Source organism: Rhizobium sp. 10N414, assembly GCF_056394785.1.
In genome coordinates this window covers 1-15,241 of sequence record NZ_JBFTIN010000023.1, presented here as the reverse complement: position 1 = coordinate 15,241, position 15,241 = coordinate 1, and the positions used below count along the sequence as shown (strand labels likewise).

Here is a 15,241-nt window from a genome sequence, read left to right as displayed (position 1 = left end):
GGCAATTCGCCATCCGCACAGACAGTCGAATATGAGTTGGCTTGACAAAACCGTCTGGACGGTATCTTCTGTTGGCATGTCACTCGCTCATCATCGCCGCAAACAGCCCCTTGTCGTGCGCCAGCAGCTGCTGGACGTGGCCGCTCGCCTCACGATGGAGCAGGGCATGGCCGCACTGACACTGGATGCCGTATCCGGCGCATCAGGCGTCAGCAAGGGTGGGCTACTGCACCATTTCCCGACGAAGAACGCGTTGCTGGACGCCCTTTTCGAAAGTCTCCTGGATCGCTTCGACGCCGATATTGACGAGCGCATGCGCGAAGACCCTACCCCGCATGGCCGCTTCAGCCGGGCCTATCTGCATGCTGTCGCCGATCTTAGGGATAAGCCCGACGAGGCCGCCCATTGGGCTCAGGTCACCATGGCGCTGCTCGCCGAGCCAAGGCTTCGGCAGCGCTGGCGCGAGTGGGTGCAGGAGCGGACGGAGGAATATGTCGGCACGGATTCGTCCGTCGATGCGCAGATCGTTCGATTTGCGGCCGATGGGCTCTGGCTTGCCGACATGCTCGGCAGTCATGACAGCGGCGGCGACCGCCAGGCGCTCATCTCCCGTCTCGTCGAATTGGCCAACAAGTAGGGTAGGTCCACCATGGCTCCAGCTGCCGTATATGCGCTGCTCTTTGCTGCGATCGCGCTCGAGGTCATCGGCACGACGGCGCTGCAGTTGTCGCAGCAGTTCACCCGCGTAGGACCGACGGTCGTGGTGGTCGTCTGCTACGCGACAGCATTCTATTGCCTGTCTATGACCTTGAAGATCATCCCCGTCGGGATCGCCTATGCGATCTGGAGCGCGCTCGGCATCGTGCTGATATCCGGGGTCGGCCTCGTCTATTTCAAGCAGCGGCTCGATGCGCCGGCGATCGTAGGGCTCGGGCTGATTATCACCGGCGTGCTCGTGGTCAACCTCTTCTCGAAGTCCATCTCGCATTGATCTTGCCCGAAGGCGGGCAGATGCGGGTAAATGTCCTGCGCCGCGGGTCCCCTATATGTCGTCGCGACATTTGACCTCATCCTGCGCGATCTTGCGAAACATGCGGTCCTTTCCATATTTCTTTGAGCTTTGGGCCGCTTGTTCCACGCATTGGACCACTCATGACCGACCGCACCACCGATTCAGGTCTTTCCGGCAAACCTACCCAGTCCAGGGACCAATCCCTTAACACTGCCGGCATCACGCCGATGGGTCGACCAAGCGCAATTACGCGCTTCTTCATGGGTATCGTCGCGTGGGCGGAAAAGCTGAACTTCAAATATGCCAGGCTCGGCAACCCGCCGGTCTATGATACCGCGACATTCCCTTGGGTCGCCGAGGTTGAGAAGGCGTGGCCGGAGATACGGTCCGAGCTGGACCGCGTGCTCGTGCGGCAGAGTGAACTGCCGTCATTCCAGGACATCTCGACTGATGTGAAGACGATCTCAAGCGATAGTGGCTGGAAGACTTTCTTCCTCGTCGGGTTTGGCGTGAAGTCGGAACAGAATATCAGGGCATGCCCGCAAACCTGGGAGGCGGTGCAGAAGATCCCCGGATTGAAAACCGCCATGTTCTCGATCTTCGAGCCCGGAAAGCATCTGCCGGCTCATCGCGGACCTTACAATGGCGTGCTTCGCCTGCATCTCGGGATGATCGTACCGGAGCCTGCCGACAAGCTTGCCATCCGGGTCAAGGATCAGATCTGCCGTTGGCAGGAAGGAAAGGCGCTGATCTTCGACGACGCCTACGAGCATGAGGCGTGGAACCATACCGACGAGACGCGCGTGGTGCTCTTTATCGATTTCGTGAAGCCGTTGAAGTTCCCGGCGCGCTTTGTGAACTGGACGCTGATGAACCTTGCCGTTTTCACGCCCTTCATTCGTGAGGGGTTGGACAATCACAAGGCATGGGAAAAGAAGTTCTACGCGGAAGCGGAAGCCTTCAGAAACACGCCGCAGAACTAACCTTTCGCCTGCATCGCCGATCAATTGAGCCGTAGAATTGCGCAGGCTTTTCTGCGGTGCCAAGCTTCGTTCAATTGTTGTTGGCTGCCATCAATCGGCGCTGCGCGCTTATGGCCAGATACATCACGTAGTCTCCTGCGGCGTCTGCGAGATGAAGAGCAATTTCCTCTTCCCGCCATCCCGCGACCGCGCGACGGACAACTTCGGTGATTGCCATATTGCAGGCAGCTTCGCATTCCCGCGAGCGTCCCATATCGTCGGCGCTATATTTCGGAGTGCGGATGTTTGTCATGGCTGCAACGTGCCATAATCCCCCGCGTTTTCAAGGGGATGCTAATGGAGTGGTTAGCCGGTAAGGTTAAGTGCAGTGCGGTTGCGTCAAAAAGAAAAACGGCGGCTTCGCATGCGCTAATTTGGCACTTCCGGCGCTGCTAATATGTGCCGATTTCGCCAAGAATGCCGAATGAAGTTTGCTCCTCAGCGAGCGAGCCTAGCTCGCAAATGACATTTCCGTGTGAGCTACCTTGCCTAGCCTCCGGGCATGCAATGTCGGCGTCGCGGCAAATTATGATTGGTCGCCGGCAGTGACGAACAGAAAGTCCCGCAATTGCGGGGCAAAAAAACGATCCGCTAACCACAATCGTCATGCGCCCAACAATACCATTGAATTCTAATCGATAGGATGTTATCTAATTCCATGACAACGAATCAGACACAAACCTGGGCCGAGTTCGCACCATTGCTTATGATCTGCGGGCGCGGGTGGCGTCGCGCTTTGAACGCCATTCTGACCGAGCACAATCTATCCGATGCCAGCGCGGCGCCGTTGATTGCGCTGCTTCGGCATGGCGACCGGATCCCACAGGGTGTTCTGGCCGAACGGGTCGGTGTGGAAGGGCCGACGCTCGTGCGGGTTCTTGATAGTTTGGAAAATGACGGCTTGATCCGCCGGGTCCCCGATGAGGCGGACCGTCGCATCAAGCTGGTGCAACTCACCGGAGGAGGCACAGCGGTCGCCGAGCGCGCCGAAAGCTGTGCGGCGGAGCTGCGAGCACAGATCCTTGGCGACCTCGATCCTGAACAGGTCGGGGCCGCCCTGGAAGTCCTGCGCGCCATCGCGGCGAAAACCGCGGCCCTATCCGGAATACAGGAAAATGACGAGTAGCAAGAACGCGACCGATCCCAGTCTGGGAGACGTCGTTTTTTCCATCAAGACCTTCGCCGCCGCAATGCTGGCGCTTGGCCTTGCGCTTTGCTTCGACCTGCCAAACCCATACTGGGCGGTCGGCACGGTTTACATCGTGGCCCATCCGCTGTCCGGGGCGAGTACGTCGAAGGCGCTCTACCGACTGATTGGCACCGCACTCGGCGGTACGGTCACGGTGATCCTGATCCCCAACCTCGTCAATTCGCCTGAAATGCTGACGCTTGCGATTGCGCTGTGGATGGCCTTTTGCCTCGGCGTCAGTCTGCTCGACCGGACGCCACGGAGCTACAGCTTCATGCTGGCGGGCTACACGACCGCTCTCACCGGATTCCCGATCGTCGCAAATCCGGACACGGCCTTTACCTATGCAACTGCCCGCGTCGAGGAAATCGCGCTCGGCATCATCTGTGCGGCGATTGTCAATCGTATCTTCTTTCCCCGGCATGCAGGGCCGGTTCTGGCCGCGCGCATCAATGCCTGGCTGCGAGACGGCGCCGAGCTCGCCATTGGCACGCTGGAGGGCAGGGGACGCGATCCTTCGCTTCTGGCGGCAGCCCGACGGCTGGCTGCCGACGCAGTCGACCTCCACAGCTTTACCACTCACGTGGCCTACGACACTTCGGCACTGCGCGATATGGTCGGTCGCACCCGAATGCTGCAGCAGCGCATGGTTGCGATGCTGCCTGTCGTTTCAGGGTTGGCTGACGTGCTGCACGCGCTCGACAAGGCGACGGCGGGCAAATTCACACCCGCCATCACTGCACTCGTAACCGAAGTCAGCGCGTTGCTCGAAAACGGTGCGCCTCTTGCCGAGGATAAGCGCCAGCAGCTCCTTGCCCTGATAGCGAAGTCTGAGGAGGAGGGACGCGAGCAACAGGAGTGGAATGGGCTTCTTGCTCACAACTTCACCGCTCGCATCCGCGATCTGGTGCAGATCTGGGGCGACTGTCTCAGTCTGCGCGAGGATATCCAATCCGGATCGCATCACGATCTTCGTTGGCGCCGCTTCGGCACGTCGTTCGATCGCGCGCCTATCCACAAGGACTACGGCATGGCCGTTCACTCCGGCCTATCCGTGATGCTGGCGACGTTCATTGCCACAGCCCTCTGGATCTATACCGGCTGGCCGCAAGGCAGCGCCGCCGCGATGATGGCAGGTGTGCTCTGCTGCATCTTTTCATCGATGGACGATCCCGCGCCGATGATGATCAAGTTCGTCAATGTGGCGATCGTCACCGTGATCGCAGCGTTTGTTTTCGAGTTCGGCCTGATGCCGTTGGTCCATACCTATGTCGAGCTTGCCGCAGCACTTGGATTGGTCCTGGTGCCGGCGGGGTTGTTGATGACCAAGCCATCGCTCGCTCTCTACGGCATGGGCTTCTGCGTGAACCTGCCGAACATGCTGACGCTGCAGGATCGCTTGAGCCTGGATCTCGCCTCCTTCCTCAATTCGAACGCGGCCATGATCATCGGCATGGTGATCGCCTGCGGAACGACCGTTCTTGTTCGTTCTGTCGGTGCAGAATGGACCGCCTACCGGCTGCTGCGCTCGGGCTGGACCGATATCGTCGCTGCGGCGCGTCGCCCTGAGGACGTCGACTTCACGAAGTTGCTTTATCGGATGGTCGACCGGTTTGGCCTGGTTGCCCCGCGCCTGGCGATGATCCCGGCCGAGTCCGCCGTCGCTCAGACCGATATCCTGCGGGATCTGCGGAACGGCCTCAATACGCTGGAGCTCCAACGCCACAAGCAGCTTGTCTCGCGCGACAAGCGCGAGCCGATCGAGAACGTGCTGTCGGGCGTTGCGGCTTATTATCAGCAGAAGCAGAAGAGCCGGGATGCTCAACCCGACGGAAACCTGCTGACGACACTGGACCAGTCGCTCGCAGCACTGATTGAGGCCGGCCGGTCGTCGGCGATCGAGGGCGCGCGCCGCTCGATGACAGCGCTCAGATACACTCTCTACCCGGATGCAGCCTCCCTCGCTCAGGCTGTCACGGGCGCGACAGCCGGAACTGCAAAGGAACATGCGGCATGAGGCCGGATATCGATATTTACGGGGTCTTTCTCCCAACGCTCGGCGCGATCGCATTCGCCGCTTACCTCCTCAACGCCATCCTGCGGAGTGCACTGGCGTATGTCGGCTTCTATCGTTTGGTCTGGCATCGACCGCTCTTCGACACGGCCATGTATTTCTGCCTGCTCGGCGCCATCGCGCTATCTTTGAATAAGGTGTCACTATGAAATCGCTTTTCGCTCATTCCGGTCGCTTCCTGGTTACCGGCGTCATGGTCGCTTTGGCGGGAGTGCTCGGCTGGCATTTGTGGGACTACTACATGGACGAACCATGGACCCGCGATGGCAAAGTTCGCGCGGACGTCGTACGCCTAGCCGCCGATGTCTCCGGGATCGTCAGTGAAGTCGATGGAAAGGACAATCAGACTGTTCGCAAGGGCGACGTGATCTTCCGTATCGATCAGGCGCGTTTTACGCTCGCCTTGCGCCAGGCCGAAGCGCAGATGGAAAGCAGCAAGGCGGCTCTCGACCTGGCGAGAAGCGACCTCGAGCTCTATCGCAAACTTGGCGAGAGCTCGGTGACACGGCAGAAGATCCAGCAGGCTGAGACGACAGTCCAGCAGGACGAGGCCGCCTACAACCAGGCCGTGATCAGCCGTGACACTGCTCAGCTCAATCTCGACCGTTCCGTGGTGCGGGCGCCGGTCAACGGCGTGCTCACCAACTTCTCCATGCAGCCGGGCAATTATGTTACTGCGGGCACCGCCGTTACCGCCCTGATCGACAGCGATTCCTACTACGTCGCCGGCTATTTCGAAGAAAACAAGCTGGACCGCATCAAGGTCGGCGATCCTGCGCTCGTCTATCTGATGGGCAGCAAAACGCCTCTTAAGGGGCATGTCGATGGCGTCGCGGGCGGCATAGAGGATCGCGAACGCAGCGATACCAGCGCGCAGCTCGCTAACGTAACTCCGACTTTCACTTGGGTGCGGCTGGCTCAGCGCGTCCCCGTACGCGTGGCGCTCGATGCGCTGCCCGACGACACGGCGCTTGTCGCCGGTCGCACTGCAAGCGTCACCATCGTTAATTGACCCGAGGCGGCTTCAAGAGCCGCCTTCGCAAAACTGTAAGTTCACCGGTCTGGGCGTCCCGCGATGACCGGATACGCAGCCATTCGGCTTGAGAAAAGCAAAATGACGCCCGGTTCTAGGAGACAGCCGTGGACGACCGTCACGTCATAGAAATCACTACCTGGCTGATGCAGAGCGGGCTCAAGGGCGTGGCCGAAGCGGACCTGCTCGCCGGCTTCTGTGAACGGTGTGGTGCGAACGGACTGCCGGTCGAGCGTTCCGTTGCCGTCATGGACACTCTGCATCCGGTCTATGAACGCCGAGCTTTCCGCTGGGACAGCCGAGAGCCGATCGAGCGGGTGTCGGAATACGGCTTTTCCGGTGCCGGAGCGATCGCCGACAACTGGCTCCGCTCCGCATTCCATCATTTGGAGACGACGGGGTCCGTAGAGGTCCGCAGAAGCCTGAGCAATGGTGACACGACCGATTTCTACCTGCTGGACGATCTGAAGGCTGCTGGTTTCACAGACTTCATCGCCATTGCGCATCGCTTCGGCGATGGTGGTACGATCGGAGACATCGACTGCTTCTTCTCCCACTTTGCCACGCGAGCGAAGGATGGATTCTCCGATCGTGACGTCGCGGTATTGCGCGATCTGCTTCCCTGCCTGGCGCTGGCCGTCAAATGCGTGACGATTAGCGGCGTTGCCGGCACGATTGCCAAGGTCTATCTGGGGCAGGATGCGGCCAACCAGGTACTGCACGGCAAGATCACCCGCGGTCAAAGCGACCGCATATCGGCCGCGCTGTGGTTTTCCGACCTTGCCAACTTCACGCACATCTCGGACACAGTCGATCCGGAAGAGATTATTCCGATGCTCAACGACTATGCGGATGCAGTGATCTCGTCGGTGCAGGAAGCGGGCGGCGAAGTGCTCAAGCTGATGGGCGACGGCACGTTGGCGATTTTCAAGGGCAGGCGGCCAAACGAGGCCTGTTCGGCGGCGCTGAATGCCCGGTCGCTGCTCGACCGGCGCCTACTCGACCTCAATGCGCAGCGCCGTATCGAGGGGAGACCGGTGACTGACGTCTATCTCGGGCTCCATCTCGGCGAGGTCTTTTACGGCAACATCGGCAGTGAAGATCGCCTCGACTTTACGGTCATCGGACCTGCCGTCAACGAGGTCAGCCGAATTGTCTCGCTCTGTCGGTCGCTGCAGAGCCGCTTGCTGATGTCGGCGAGTTTTGCGGCAATCGTTGCACCCTCACAAATGGACAGCCTGCATTCGATCGGCCAGCATGTCTTGCGCGGCGTCAATCGTGCTCAGGAACTGTTCACGCTGATGCCGCTCATGAACTGATCCCGGCCGCGTGACCAAACAGGCCCAACTTGCAGCACTCTTGTTGCGTTCCACGCGGTACGCAACGTAAATGCCAAGGTAACAAGGCTTGGCGGCCGCTATTAACGCGGGTCTGTTACCGTTGCGTACTTCCGCCACGCCACTGGCTCGCTAAGATCGTTCAAACGAAGCCGACTGAGGCCGGGGTGGTCTTCATGGGCAAGGAACACGACGGGGCAAGAACGCCTTCCGATGCCGAGCGGCGAGGGTTACACCGCTTGATGCTGAAGCTGCCCTCGGTCCGCGGGCGGCTTCAACTGATCGGGGAGAAGTCGGAATCTCTTGGCAGCCTCTGCGAGGCCTATGAGGATGCTAGCTCCACCCTCGACCGGCTGAGGAGCAGTGCCGGCGACATGAACCACGCGATGGTCCATGAGTATGAAATGGTCTGCGCAGAGATCGAGGCAGACGTGATCAAGTACTGTCGTGAGCGCGGAGGCGGCGGCCTGGAATAGGACCGACCAACTCGCACCAATGTCGGTCACGTTTTGGTTTTGTTAGCGTTTTGTGTTGCAACCCCTTGTTTTCTGCGAGGCAAGCCCATCTGTTCTACTTGGCATTGAGCATTGCGTAGCGGGGCGGCAATGAAGGCTAAGGAATACGAAGGCTGGGCTCATGACGTTTCATGCTCGGAAGCCAGCGCAGAACTGGAGCGTCTGCTCGCCGACGAGCGGTTCAGAGCCACCGAAAGAAGCCGCAGCATCCTTAAATATATCGCGGAACAGCAATTCAATGGGCGCGCCGAGGGCGTGAAGGCCTATTCTATTGCCATTGACGTGCTTGGCCGACAAAGCAATTTCGATCCGTCACTCGATCCCATCGTTCGCATTGAGCTCAGCCGATTGCGGTCCTCGCTCAGCCAGTATTACGAGGCTTTTGGCGAAGATGGCGGGGTCACGGTTCAATTGCCGAGGGGGCGCTATATTGCGATTTTCACGCGGTCCACCGATGCATCCCCAGGCATCGATGATCGAGAGCATCCCGCAACGACCTGGGGCGAACCCGTAAAGCTGGTTCCCCCGTTGCCCGTTTCAGCGGTTGCGCCGAATGTCCAAGCCGGCTCCTGGGCGACCTTGCGGCTCGCTTCAACCCTGGCGCTGCTGATGGTCGTGGTCGTAGGCACCGGTATCACCGTTTATGGCGCGCGCACCGTGACAACGGCCAAGCCTACAGTCACAGTCACGCTGACTGCGGTGGATGAAGGGTTGCGTGACGAGGCCGCTGTCACTCGCGATATGTTGCTGACCGCCCTTACCCAATTTCAGACTCTGACGGTTTCGCAAGCCGATCGGCGCGAAAGGCCGCTTGCCTCGGTGCTTCGCCCGGCCAGATCGAACGCCTACGCAATCGATATGAAATATTACGGTGATGGCGACGATCGCAGTATCTGGTGGCAGGTCGTCGACACGGCGACGGGCGATCTTCTCAAATCCGGTCTGGAGAGGGTCGATACCAGTGGCAGGACGGTTGCGTCGGTCCGGGAGGAATTGGTCGCGCAACTCTCGCGCCGCTTTGCTGCTACACGCGGGATCATCAACAATATCGAAGCACACGATATGGCTGAGGGCTCGCTTGGCAATGCATGCGTCCTTCAGGCCGAACACGAGTTGGACGACGGCCGGGCATCGGGTCTCGCACTTACGATCGATTGCCTGGAAAGAACGATTGCGGCAAACCGCTACGATGCCGACGCAACAGCAGCGCTGGCGATGCTGCTAGCGGCGGGGCAGGCGGAGATCACCGACAACAGCAAGCTTGCGCGTGCGCTCGAGCTTGCCAACCGGGCAGTCTCGTTGTCGCCGCTTTCGGACCGGGCGCACCTGGCGCTGATGTTGTCGCAATTCTACAGTGGAAGGATCGACGCGGCTATCGCCGCAGGCAACCGCGCACTCGCGCTCAATCCCAACAGCCCCGATGTAGCTGCAAAGCTTGGTCTTGCACTGTTCGCGCTGGGCTATTTTGATGCGGGCGTTTCTCTTGCGCGCGATGCCGGCAGATTAGTCGATGTCGTTCCGCGTGATGCGGTCCTGGTTCTCGCACTCGACGCTTACCGGCGAACAGATTGGTCGGAGGCTTCGCTGCTCGCCGAGCAGGCAAGTGACAGGAATTTCCTGATCAGCGTCTTGCGCGTTGCCGCACTCGGGCAACTCGGGTCGGATGAAGCGGCGCAGCGGCTTACAGAACTCCGGCAACTTACGCCGGATTTCGAGGCGACCTTCCGCGAGAGAATGGCGCAGCGACGCTATCAACCGCTGCTTTCCGCATCCATCGAAGAAGGCCTAACGAAAGCGGGCGCCCGCTTCACGGCGGAGGGGCTAGCGACTGCCTTTTAGCCGGCGCTGCAACGTGTAGCGAGTTCGCGCCGGCAGCGCAGCGAGTTCAGCGCGGGTATTTCGCAGCGTGTGACGGGCGGCAAGGGCCACGCATTTGCGCGCGGCTCGCCCGGAGCCGATATTGCATGTAGATTTACAGTCGTGGCTGGTATCGATCGCCGTCTAACTTTGGTCGGCTGCCCCTTTAGCAGTCGTTCGGCGTTTGGCTGGCTTGGCGGGCGCTTCGTCTGAGCCTCCTGAGAGCGCCTTGCGCAGGTTCTCCTCCTGATCCGGCGCCAACGAGGTTTTCAGTACGCGGCCACGCAGCCCCTGGAACTCTGCCAGGACTTTTTCCGGCTGCACCTTGCGTATGAGCACGAAGAGAGCGGAGGAGGAGTTCGGTATGGTTCCGCCAAGAGACTTGATGAATTCGTCGTTGATGCCATAGTCGGAAAGCGAACCGGAGATCGCGCCAGTGCCTGCACCGACGAGCCCGCCGATCGCAAAGCCTGCGAGCGGATTGAGGAACAGCAGACCAACCAGGGCGCCCCAGAGTGAGCCGGACAAGAGCCCCGATGTGGCCCCGATTGCTGCCAGGTTGAGGCTCTGCTTGAGATGGACCTTGCCGGCTTCATCTCTCACGACGACCACCGCATCCTCGAGGTCGACCAGATATTCCTTCTTCAGGTTGTGAAGTTTCAGCAACACCTTATCTGCTTCATCCATGGCATCGAAGCCGATCACAACGAGTTCCGACATTGTCCGTTCCTTTCGTTTGATAGCGGGGTACAGAGCGGTTGAGTGGCTGGAAAACGCCAGCCGGGAGGTTATTGATCAAACGCGTAAATCTTCTTCCAATTGGCTTTCATGTCGACGAGCAGCCAGTTGCGGCTCTCCGCCTCGTCGAGCGCCTTATCCAGCTTCCCGAAGTCCGATTTGCGATCATAGGCGTATTCGCGATCTGCGTCGGTATGATGAATGATCATTGCAAAGTGCGGTCCCTGGCCAGCCATTACCCAGCGCAGCATCTCGTAGTCACCGTCCGAATTGCCTGCGGCAAGGATCGGTCGCCTGCCTATGAATCTGTTGATGCCCACCGGCTTGCCGGGGCCATCGTCAACGAAGTCGACTTTCGGAAGGCGGTTTAGAACCGGGATGTCGCCGACGAGCGCGTATTGCGTCGTGATCGTGCTTCCGACGACTTGTTCAGGCGGAATGCCGTATGCTTTCTCGGTCATCGGGCGCATGAACTCGACGCCGCCACCCGAGACAATGAAGGTCTTGAAGCCATTGGCGCGCAGGTAATCCAGCAGCTCGCGCATGGGCAGAAATGTCATCTCGTTGTAAGGCTTGCCGGTCTTCGGGTGTCTCGCCGTGGCGAACCAGTCGATGACGATGTTGCGGAAATCGTCGGTCGTCAGACCGGCGTGGGTCTCCATCACAAGCTCGACGAGGCCTCGTTCGCCGCTCTTTGCGATACCCTTGAGATCACCGGCCAGAATCGATTTGAAGGGCTCCTTTTCCTTCCACTCGGGGTGCTGTGGAGCGAGCGTCTTAACCCGATCCAGTATGAAGCCAAGTTGGAAGTAGAACGGCTGCTCGGTCCAGAGCGTGCCGTCGTTGTCGAATACGGCGATGCGGTCCTCGGGCGCCACGTAGTCGGCGCCGCCTTGCGTTGTCACTTTCTTGACGAAGTCGACGATTGCCTGCTTCGATTTGCCATCGTTCCAGGAGGGAAGCTCCTGCGCGAATGCGCTCACCGGGAGCAGCAGGAAAAGCAGGAGGAAGCGCACAGACGGGGACATCGGACACTCCTGATCATGTTGCAACGCGTTTGATGCAGCGAAAGCCGACGTGGCTAGTGGACGTGTCTTCCGGCTCGGCGTGGCGCGCTGCCGGACGATAGCGCCGGCAGTAGTTCGGGGCGCAAAGATGCGAGCCGCCCTTCAATACTCGCCTCGGGATAAGAATGTTCGGCTGATTGGGATCGTAACTTGCCTCTTTTCCGCCGCCGCGCGGGTTCTCGGGGATGCAGCACGCCTTTGCCGCAGGCTGCGGATGTCGCGTCGACCAATAGTCCTGCGTCCACTCCCAGACATTGCCGATCAYGTCATAGGCGCCGTAACCGTTTGGCGCAAACGACCGCACGGGTGTCGTCCGGTCCTTGCCGTCAGGCTTCGTGCTGTGGGTCGGGAAGGTGCCCTGCCAGGTGTTGGCCATGGCAACACCACCGGGCATAAGCTCGTCGCCCCAGGCAAATTCAGTGTCGTCAAGCCCACCACGTGCGGCCAGTTCCCACTCGGCCTCTGTCGGCAGATCCATTCCGGCCCATTCGGCATAGGCCTTTGCGTCGGAGTAGGCGACATGGACAACCGGGTGATCGAGCTTGCCGCGGAGGTCGCTGAGGCCGCCATAGGGTCGCCGCCAGTTGGCCCCGAACTTGAATTTCCACCACTGAGCGATATCTGCGCCACTCACCGATTTGGGCGGTGTGAAGACAAGAGATCCGGCCCGAAGCATGTTCGGCAGGGCGCCCGGATAGTCCTTCGGGTCGGGCGCCTTCTCGGCCAATGTTACGTGGCCGGTCGCCTTGACGAATTCCTGGAATTTGCGGTTCGTGACAGGCGTCGCCTCGATCCAGAAGCCATCGACGGCAACAGGATGAGCCGGGGCCTCTTCCGGATAATGGTCGTTGGACCCCATCACGAAGGTCCGGCCGGCTATCCAGACTAGGTCGCCATTGCCGTCGCCCTGACGTTGCGGCCGGTGTTCTGCGTCAAATGCGAGTGCCATCGTCGCCTCCGAAAGCCTGCCCTTAATATTCCGCGTCTTGCCTTACCCGTAAGTACGTTACGGTAACACGGCTTCCACAAAACGTTACATCAGGCGTAAATCTGCTGCTGTGGGCCATGAATTCAACTCGGCCAATGGATTTCCGCGCGTCGAAGGGGGCGGGTGTTGCAGTGTTGGGCCGATGCGGCTGCCCGCGCCGCCAATCGAGTGCATCTTCAGGTGGCTGCAGGGCCGTTCGGCAGCTTTTGTTGCCACCTGACCTGACTGGAGAGTTCGCCACCGGAAGGCTGTCGCCAGGGGCTTGGCCGTCCGGTGAATCGCTGGCGCGGCGGCTGCTTGAAAAGCAAAGCCGCCCGCCGCCGCTTTGCTATTTTCCTGACGCTGGGCTCTCCAGCGAGCGCATCAAGGCGTCGACCATCTGATCGATGCTGAAGCTCGCGGAACGCTGGCTTGGAGGATAGTCCTTGAACGTCTGCAAGAAGGGGGCGACTCGGTAGACGCCGTACTGGATGAGATAGGCATTCTTCGCCAGCCAGTCATAATACTGGTCAGAGACGACGTCGGCGCGCTCGAAGGGGTCCATGCGCAGATTGAAGACCTTCGGCGCACGCAAACAAGTGAAGGGGTTTGCCCATACGACGAAGCCGCCCGGCTCCCTCTGTTCACAGAACACGATCTTCCAATTGCCATAGCGATAAGCGACGACCTCTCCATCATCGTTGAAATAGTAGAAATCTTCGCGTCCGGACTTCGGCTGCTGTCCTGTCAGGTAAGGAAGCTGGTTGTAACCGTCGAGATGGACCTTGAACTGATTGCCGTTGATGCTTGCGCCATTGAGGAGCTGTTCCTTGATGCCAGGATCGCCGGCTGCGGCAAGCAAGGTCGGAAACCAGTCAAGTCCGGACATCATCTCATTGGACACCTCGCCCGCCTTGATGTGGCCGGGCCAACGAACCATCGCCGGAACGCGGAAGGCGCCTTCCCAGTTGGTATCCTTCTCGCTTCGGAAAGAGGTCGTCGCCGCATCTGGCCAAGACCACTGGTTCGGGCCGTTGTCCGTCGTGTAGACGACGATCGTATTGTCGGCGATCTTGAGATCGTCCAACGCCTTGAGGAGCTTCCCGACATCGCCGTCATGCTCGATCATGCCATCGGCATATTCGTTGCCGGGCATGCCGCTTTGCCCCTGCATCGAATCCCGAACATGGGTAAAAGCGTGCATGCGCGTGGTATTCATCCAGGTGAAGAAGGGCTTTCCTTCCTTGGCCTGACGCTGGATGAAATCGATCGCCGCAGCGGTCGTTTCATCGTCGATCGTTTCCATACGCTTGCGATTAAGAGCGCCAGTATCTTGGACCCGTCCGTCAGCGAACGAATGCAAGACGCCGCGCGGCGAATTCGCTTTCACGAACGCCTGGTCGTTCTTTGGATAATAGGGACGCTCAGGCTCTTCTTCTGCATTCAAGTGATAGAGGTTGCCGAAGAACTCGTCGAAGCCATGCTGCGTTGGCAGGAACTCGTCGCGATCGCCGAGGTGGTTCTTGCCGAACTGGCCGGTTGCATAGCCGAGTGGCTTCAGCGCCTGCGCGATGGTAATGTCACGCGCCTGCAAGCCGACCGTTGCTCCGGGAATGCCGACCTTGCAGAGACCCGTACGGAGGCAGACCTGGCCGGTAATGAATGTCGAGCGGCCGGCAGTGCAGCTGTTTTCGGCGTAATAGTCGGTGAACAGCATGCCTTCCTTGGCAATACGATCAATATTGGGCGTCTTGTATCCCACGACACCCATCGAATAGGCGCTGATGTTTGTCTGGCCGATGTCGTCACCGAAGATGACGAGTATATTCGGTTTGGTCGTATCTTGAGCCGGCGTCGCCTGTTGCGCATGGGCGATCCCATAGCTGAGGGATGTCGAGGCCAGCGCCAATGCCAAAGCTGCGCCGGCGTGCCGAAGCCGTTTTGAGAGAGATGCACTCATTGCGATCTCCCTTGTCCATGCAGGTGATTCAACATCTACGCTCTCCTGATTGTGGGTAGGCCAAACTCGGCCGTAGATTCCCACTGAAAAGCGTTGGTCGGTAAGTACGTTACGGTAACAAACGAGGGTCACGACGTAACAGCGCACAGAATGCCTGATTGCTACTCGGTCAACGGTTGCGGCTTGAGATCGCCTTGCAGGGTTTCGTCGACAGGGCGCTTCTTGGCCCGCATCGGCTGTTCAAGCACCGTGACCGGCGCGGCGACAGCCGTGGCTGCGACGTTGCCGATGGTCGTCACTGTTCCGCCGACGACAGCGGTGAGTCCCTGGCCGAGCGTGACGTTGGAATCCGTCAGCGTCTGACCGGTGACGATCCGCTGGCCAATCAGCTGGACGATTTCAGGACTTTCGGCGAACTTGCCGTGGTTCAGGCCTTCGCCTTTGACCTTGGTGAGATCGATGGCGGTAAT

The 15,241-nt window shown here is 59.7% G+C and carries 16 protein-coding genes; 10 read left to right on the top strand and 6 right to left on the bottom strand.

Annotation, left to right across the window (positions count from 1 at the left end; translation table 11 throughout):
* The first annotated feature begins 76 nt into the window (after nt 1–76).
* The 3 genes from AC1DE4_RS19855 (at nt 77) to olsC (ending at nt 1,995) form a co-directional block, all read left to right on the top strand.
* The gene (locus tag AC1DE4_RS19855; protein WP_026371931.1) at nt 77–637 is read left to right on the top strand and encodes a TetR/AcrR family transcriptional regulator; all 561 of its coding nucleotides are present in this window, start codon (nt 77–79) and stop codon (nt 635–637) included.
* Between the two features lie 12 nt (nt 638–649).
* Nucleotides 650–991: an SMR family transporter gene (locus AC1DE4_RS19850; RefSeq protein WP_018858266.1), complete on the top strand. Its 342-nt coding sequence runs from the start codon at nt 650–652 to the stop codon at nt 989–991.
* 161 nt (nt 992–1,152) lie between these two features.
* Complete coding sequence (gene olsC / locus AC1DE4_RS19845) at nt 1,153–1,995, top strand: ornithine lipid ester-linked acyl 2-hydroxylase OlsC (RefSeq protein ID WP_112824726.1); 843 nt, start codon at nt 1,153–1,155, stop codon at nt 1,993–1,995.
* A gap of 70 nt (nt 1,996–2,065) precedes the next feature.
* Here the strand turns inward: olsC and AC1DE4_RS19840 are convergent, their stop codons facing one another.
* Nucleotides 2,066–2,287: a hypothetical protein gene (locus tag AC1DE4_RS19840; protein ID WP_169683531.1), complete on the bottom strand. Its 222-nt coding sequence runs from the start codon at nt 2,285–2,287 to the stop codon at nt 2,066–2,068.
* Between the two features lie 405 nt (nt 2,288–2,692).
* Between AC1DE4_RS19840 and AC1DE4_RS19835 the strand changes: the two genes are divergently transcribed.
* The 7 genes from AC1DE4_RS19835 to AC1DE4_RS19805 all read left to right on the top strand — a co-directional run bounded on the left by AC1DE4_RS19835 (nt 2,693) and on the right by AC1DE4_RS19805 (nt 10,021).
* Nucleotides 2,693–3,160, top strand: a complete 468-nt coding sequence (locus AC1DE4_RS19835; protein WP_018116954.1) for a MarR family winged helix-turn-helix transcriptional regulator — start codon at nt 2,693–2,695, stop codon at nt 3,158–3,160.
* Nucleotides 3,150–5,240, top strand: coding sequence for an FUSC family protein (locus AC1DE4_RS19830; protein WP_169683529.1), 2,091 nt, complete (start codon nt 3,150–3,152; stop codon nt 5,238–5,240). Before AC1DE4_RS19835 ends, AC1DE4_RS19830 begins: the two co-directional genes overlap by 11 nt.
* A complete protein-coding gene (locus AC1DE4_RS19825; protein ID WP_018116956.1) occupies nt 5,237–5,446 on the top strand; it encodes a DUF1656 domain-containing protein in 210 nt (69 codons plus the stop codon). Before AC1DE4_RS19830 ends, AC1DE4_RS19825 begins: the two co-directional genes overlap by 4 nt.
* On the top strand, nt 5,443–6,309 hold the full coding sequence (locus tag AC1DE4_RS19820) for an efflux RND transporter periplasmic adaptor subunit (RefSeq protein WP_169683527.1): 867 nt from the start codon (nt 5,443–5,445) through the stop codon (nt 6,307–6,309). Before AC1DE4_RS19825 ends, AC1DE4_RS19820 begins: the two co-directional genes overlap by 4 nt.
* A 128-nt stretch (nt 6,310–6,437) precedes the next feature.
* On the top strand, nt 6,438–7,649 hold the full coding sequence (locus tag AC1DE4_RS19815) for an adenylate/guanylate cyclase domain-containing protein (RefSeq protein WP_477882650.1): 1,212 nt from the start codon (nt 6,438–6,440) through the stop codon (nt 7,647–7,649).
* 185 nt (nt 7,650–7,834) lie between these two features.
* The gene (locus AC1DE4_RS19810; RefSeq protein ID WP_037216317.1) at nt 7,835–8,143 is read left to right on the top strand and encodes a hypothetical protein; all 309 of its coding nucleotides are present in this window, start codon (nt 7,835–7,837) and stop codon (nt 8,141–8,143) included.
* Nucleotides 8,144–8,272: 129 nt separating this feature from the next.
* On the top strand, nt 8,273–10,021 hold the full coding sequence (locus AC1DE4_RS19805; RefSeq protein WP_477882647.1) for a tetratricopeptide repeat protein: 1,749 nt from the start codon (nt 8,273–8,275) through the stop codon (nt 10,019–10,021).
* A 162-nt stretch (nt 10,022–10,183) separates the two neighbouring features.
* Here AC1DE4_RS19805 and AC1DE4_RS19800 read toward each other — a convergent pair whose 3' ends face one another.
* The 5 genes from AC1DE4_RS19800 to AC1DE4_RS19780 form a co-directional block, all read right to left on the bottom strand.
* Nucleotides 10,184–10,759, bottom strand: a complete 576-nt coding sequence (locus AC1DE4_RS19800; protein WP_025660177.1) for a DUF1269 domain-containing protein — start codon at nt 10,757–10,759, stop codon at nt 10,184–10,186.
* 68 nt (nt 10,760–10,827) lie between these two features.
* A complete protein-coding gene (locus tag AC1DE4_RS19795; RefSeq protein WP_477882645.1) occupies nt 10,828–11,805 on the bottom strand; it encodes an HAD family hydrolase in 978 nt (325 codons plus the stop codon).
* A gap of 13 nt (nt 11,806–11,818) precedes the next feature.
* Complete coding sequence (locus tag AC1DE4_RS19790) at nt 11,819–12,793, bottom strand: formylglycine-generating enzyme family protein (RefSeq protein WP_477882643.1); 975 nt, start codon at nt 12,791–12,793, stop codon at nt 11,819–11,821.
* Between the two features lie 367 nt (nt 12,794–13,160).
* On the bottom strand, nt 13,161–14,771 hold the full coding sequence (locus AC1DE4_RS19785) for an arylsulfatase (protein ID WP_018116964.1): 1,611 nt from the start codon (nt 14,769–14,771) through the stop codon (nt 13,161–13,163).
* Between the two features lie 161 nt (nt 14,772–14,932).
* Nucleotides 14,933–15,241 (bottom strand): alpha/beta hydrolase (locus tag AC1DE4_RS19780; protein ID WP_477882640.1); only part of this gene is annotated, 309 nt, incomplete at its 5' end.

Bases quoted from the DNA above. Each gene is read 5' to 3' on its own strand.
- AC1DE4_RS19855 (WP_026371931.1), top strand. From the start codon at position 77: ATGTCACTCGCTCATCATCGCCGCAAACAGCCCCTTGTCGTGCGCCAG.
- AC1DE4_RS19850 (WP_018858266.1), top strand. From the start codon at position 650: ATGGCTCCAGCTGCCGTATATGCGCTGCTCTTTGCTGCGATCGCGCTC.
- olsC (WP_112824726.1), top strand. From the start codon at position 1,153: ATGACCGACCGCACCACCGATTCAGGTCTTTCCGGCAAACCTACCCAG.
- AC1DE4_RS19840 (WP_169683531.1), bottom strand. From the start codon at position 2,287: ATGACAAACATCCGCACTCCGAAATATAGCGCCGACGATATGGGACGC.
- AC1DE4_RS19835 (WP_018116954.1), top strand. From the start codon at position 2,693: ATGACAACGAATCAGACACAAACCTGGGCCGAGTTCGCACCATTGCTT.
- AC1DE4_RS19830 (WP_169683529.1), top strand. From the start codon at position 3,150: ATGACGAGTAGCAAGAACGCGACCGATCCCAGTCTGGGAGACGTCGTT.
- AC1DE4_RS19825 (WP_018116956.1), top strand. From the start codon at position 5,237: ATGAGGCCGGATATCGATATTTACGGGGTCTTTCTCCCAACGCTCGGC.
- AC1DE4_RS19820 (WP_169683527.1), top strand. From the start codon at position 5,443: ATGAAATCGCTTTTCGCTCATTCCGGTCGCTTCCTGGTTACCGGCGTC.
- AC1DE4_RS19805 (WP_477882647.1), top strand. From the start codon at position 8,273: ATGAAGGCTAAGGAATACGAAGGCTGGGCTCATGACGTTTCATGCTCG.
- AC1DE4_RS19800 (WP_025660177.1), bottom strand. From the start codon at position 10,759: ATGTCGGAACTCGTTGTGATCGGCTTCGATGCCATGGATGAAGCAGAT.
- AC1DE4_RS19795 (WP_477882645.1), bottom strand. From the start codon at position 11,805: ATGTCCCCGTCTGTGCGCTTCCTCCTGCTTTTCCTGCTGCTCCCGGTG.
- AC1DE4_RS19785 (WP_018116964.1), bottom strand. From the start codon at position 14,771: ATGAGTGCATCTCTCTCAAAACGGCTTCGGCACGCCGGCGCAGCTTTG.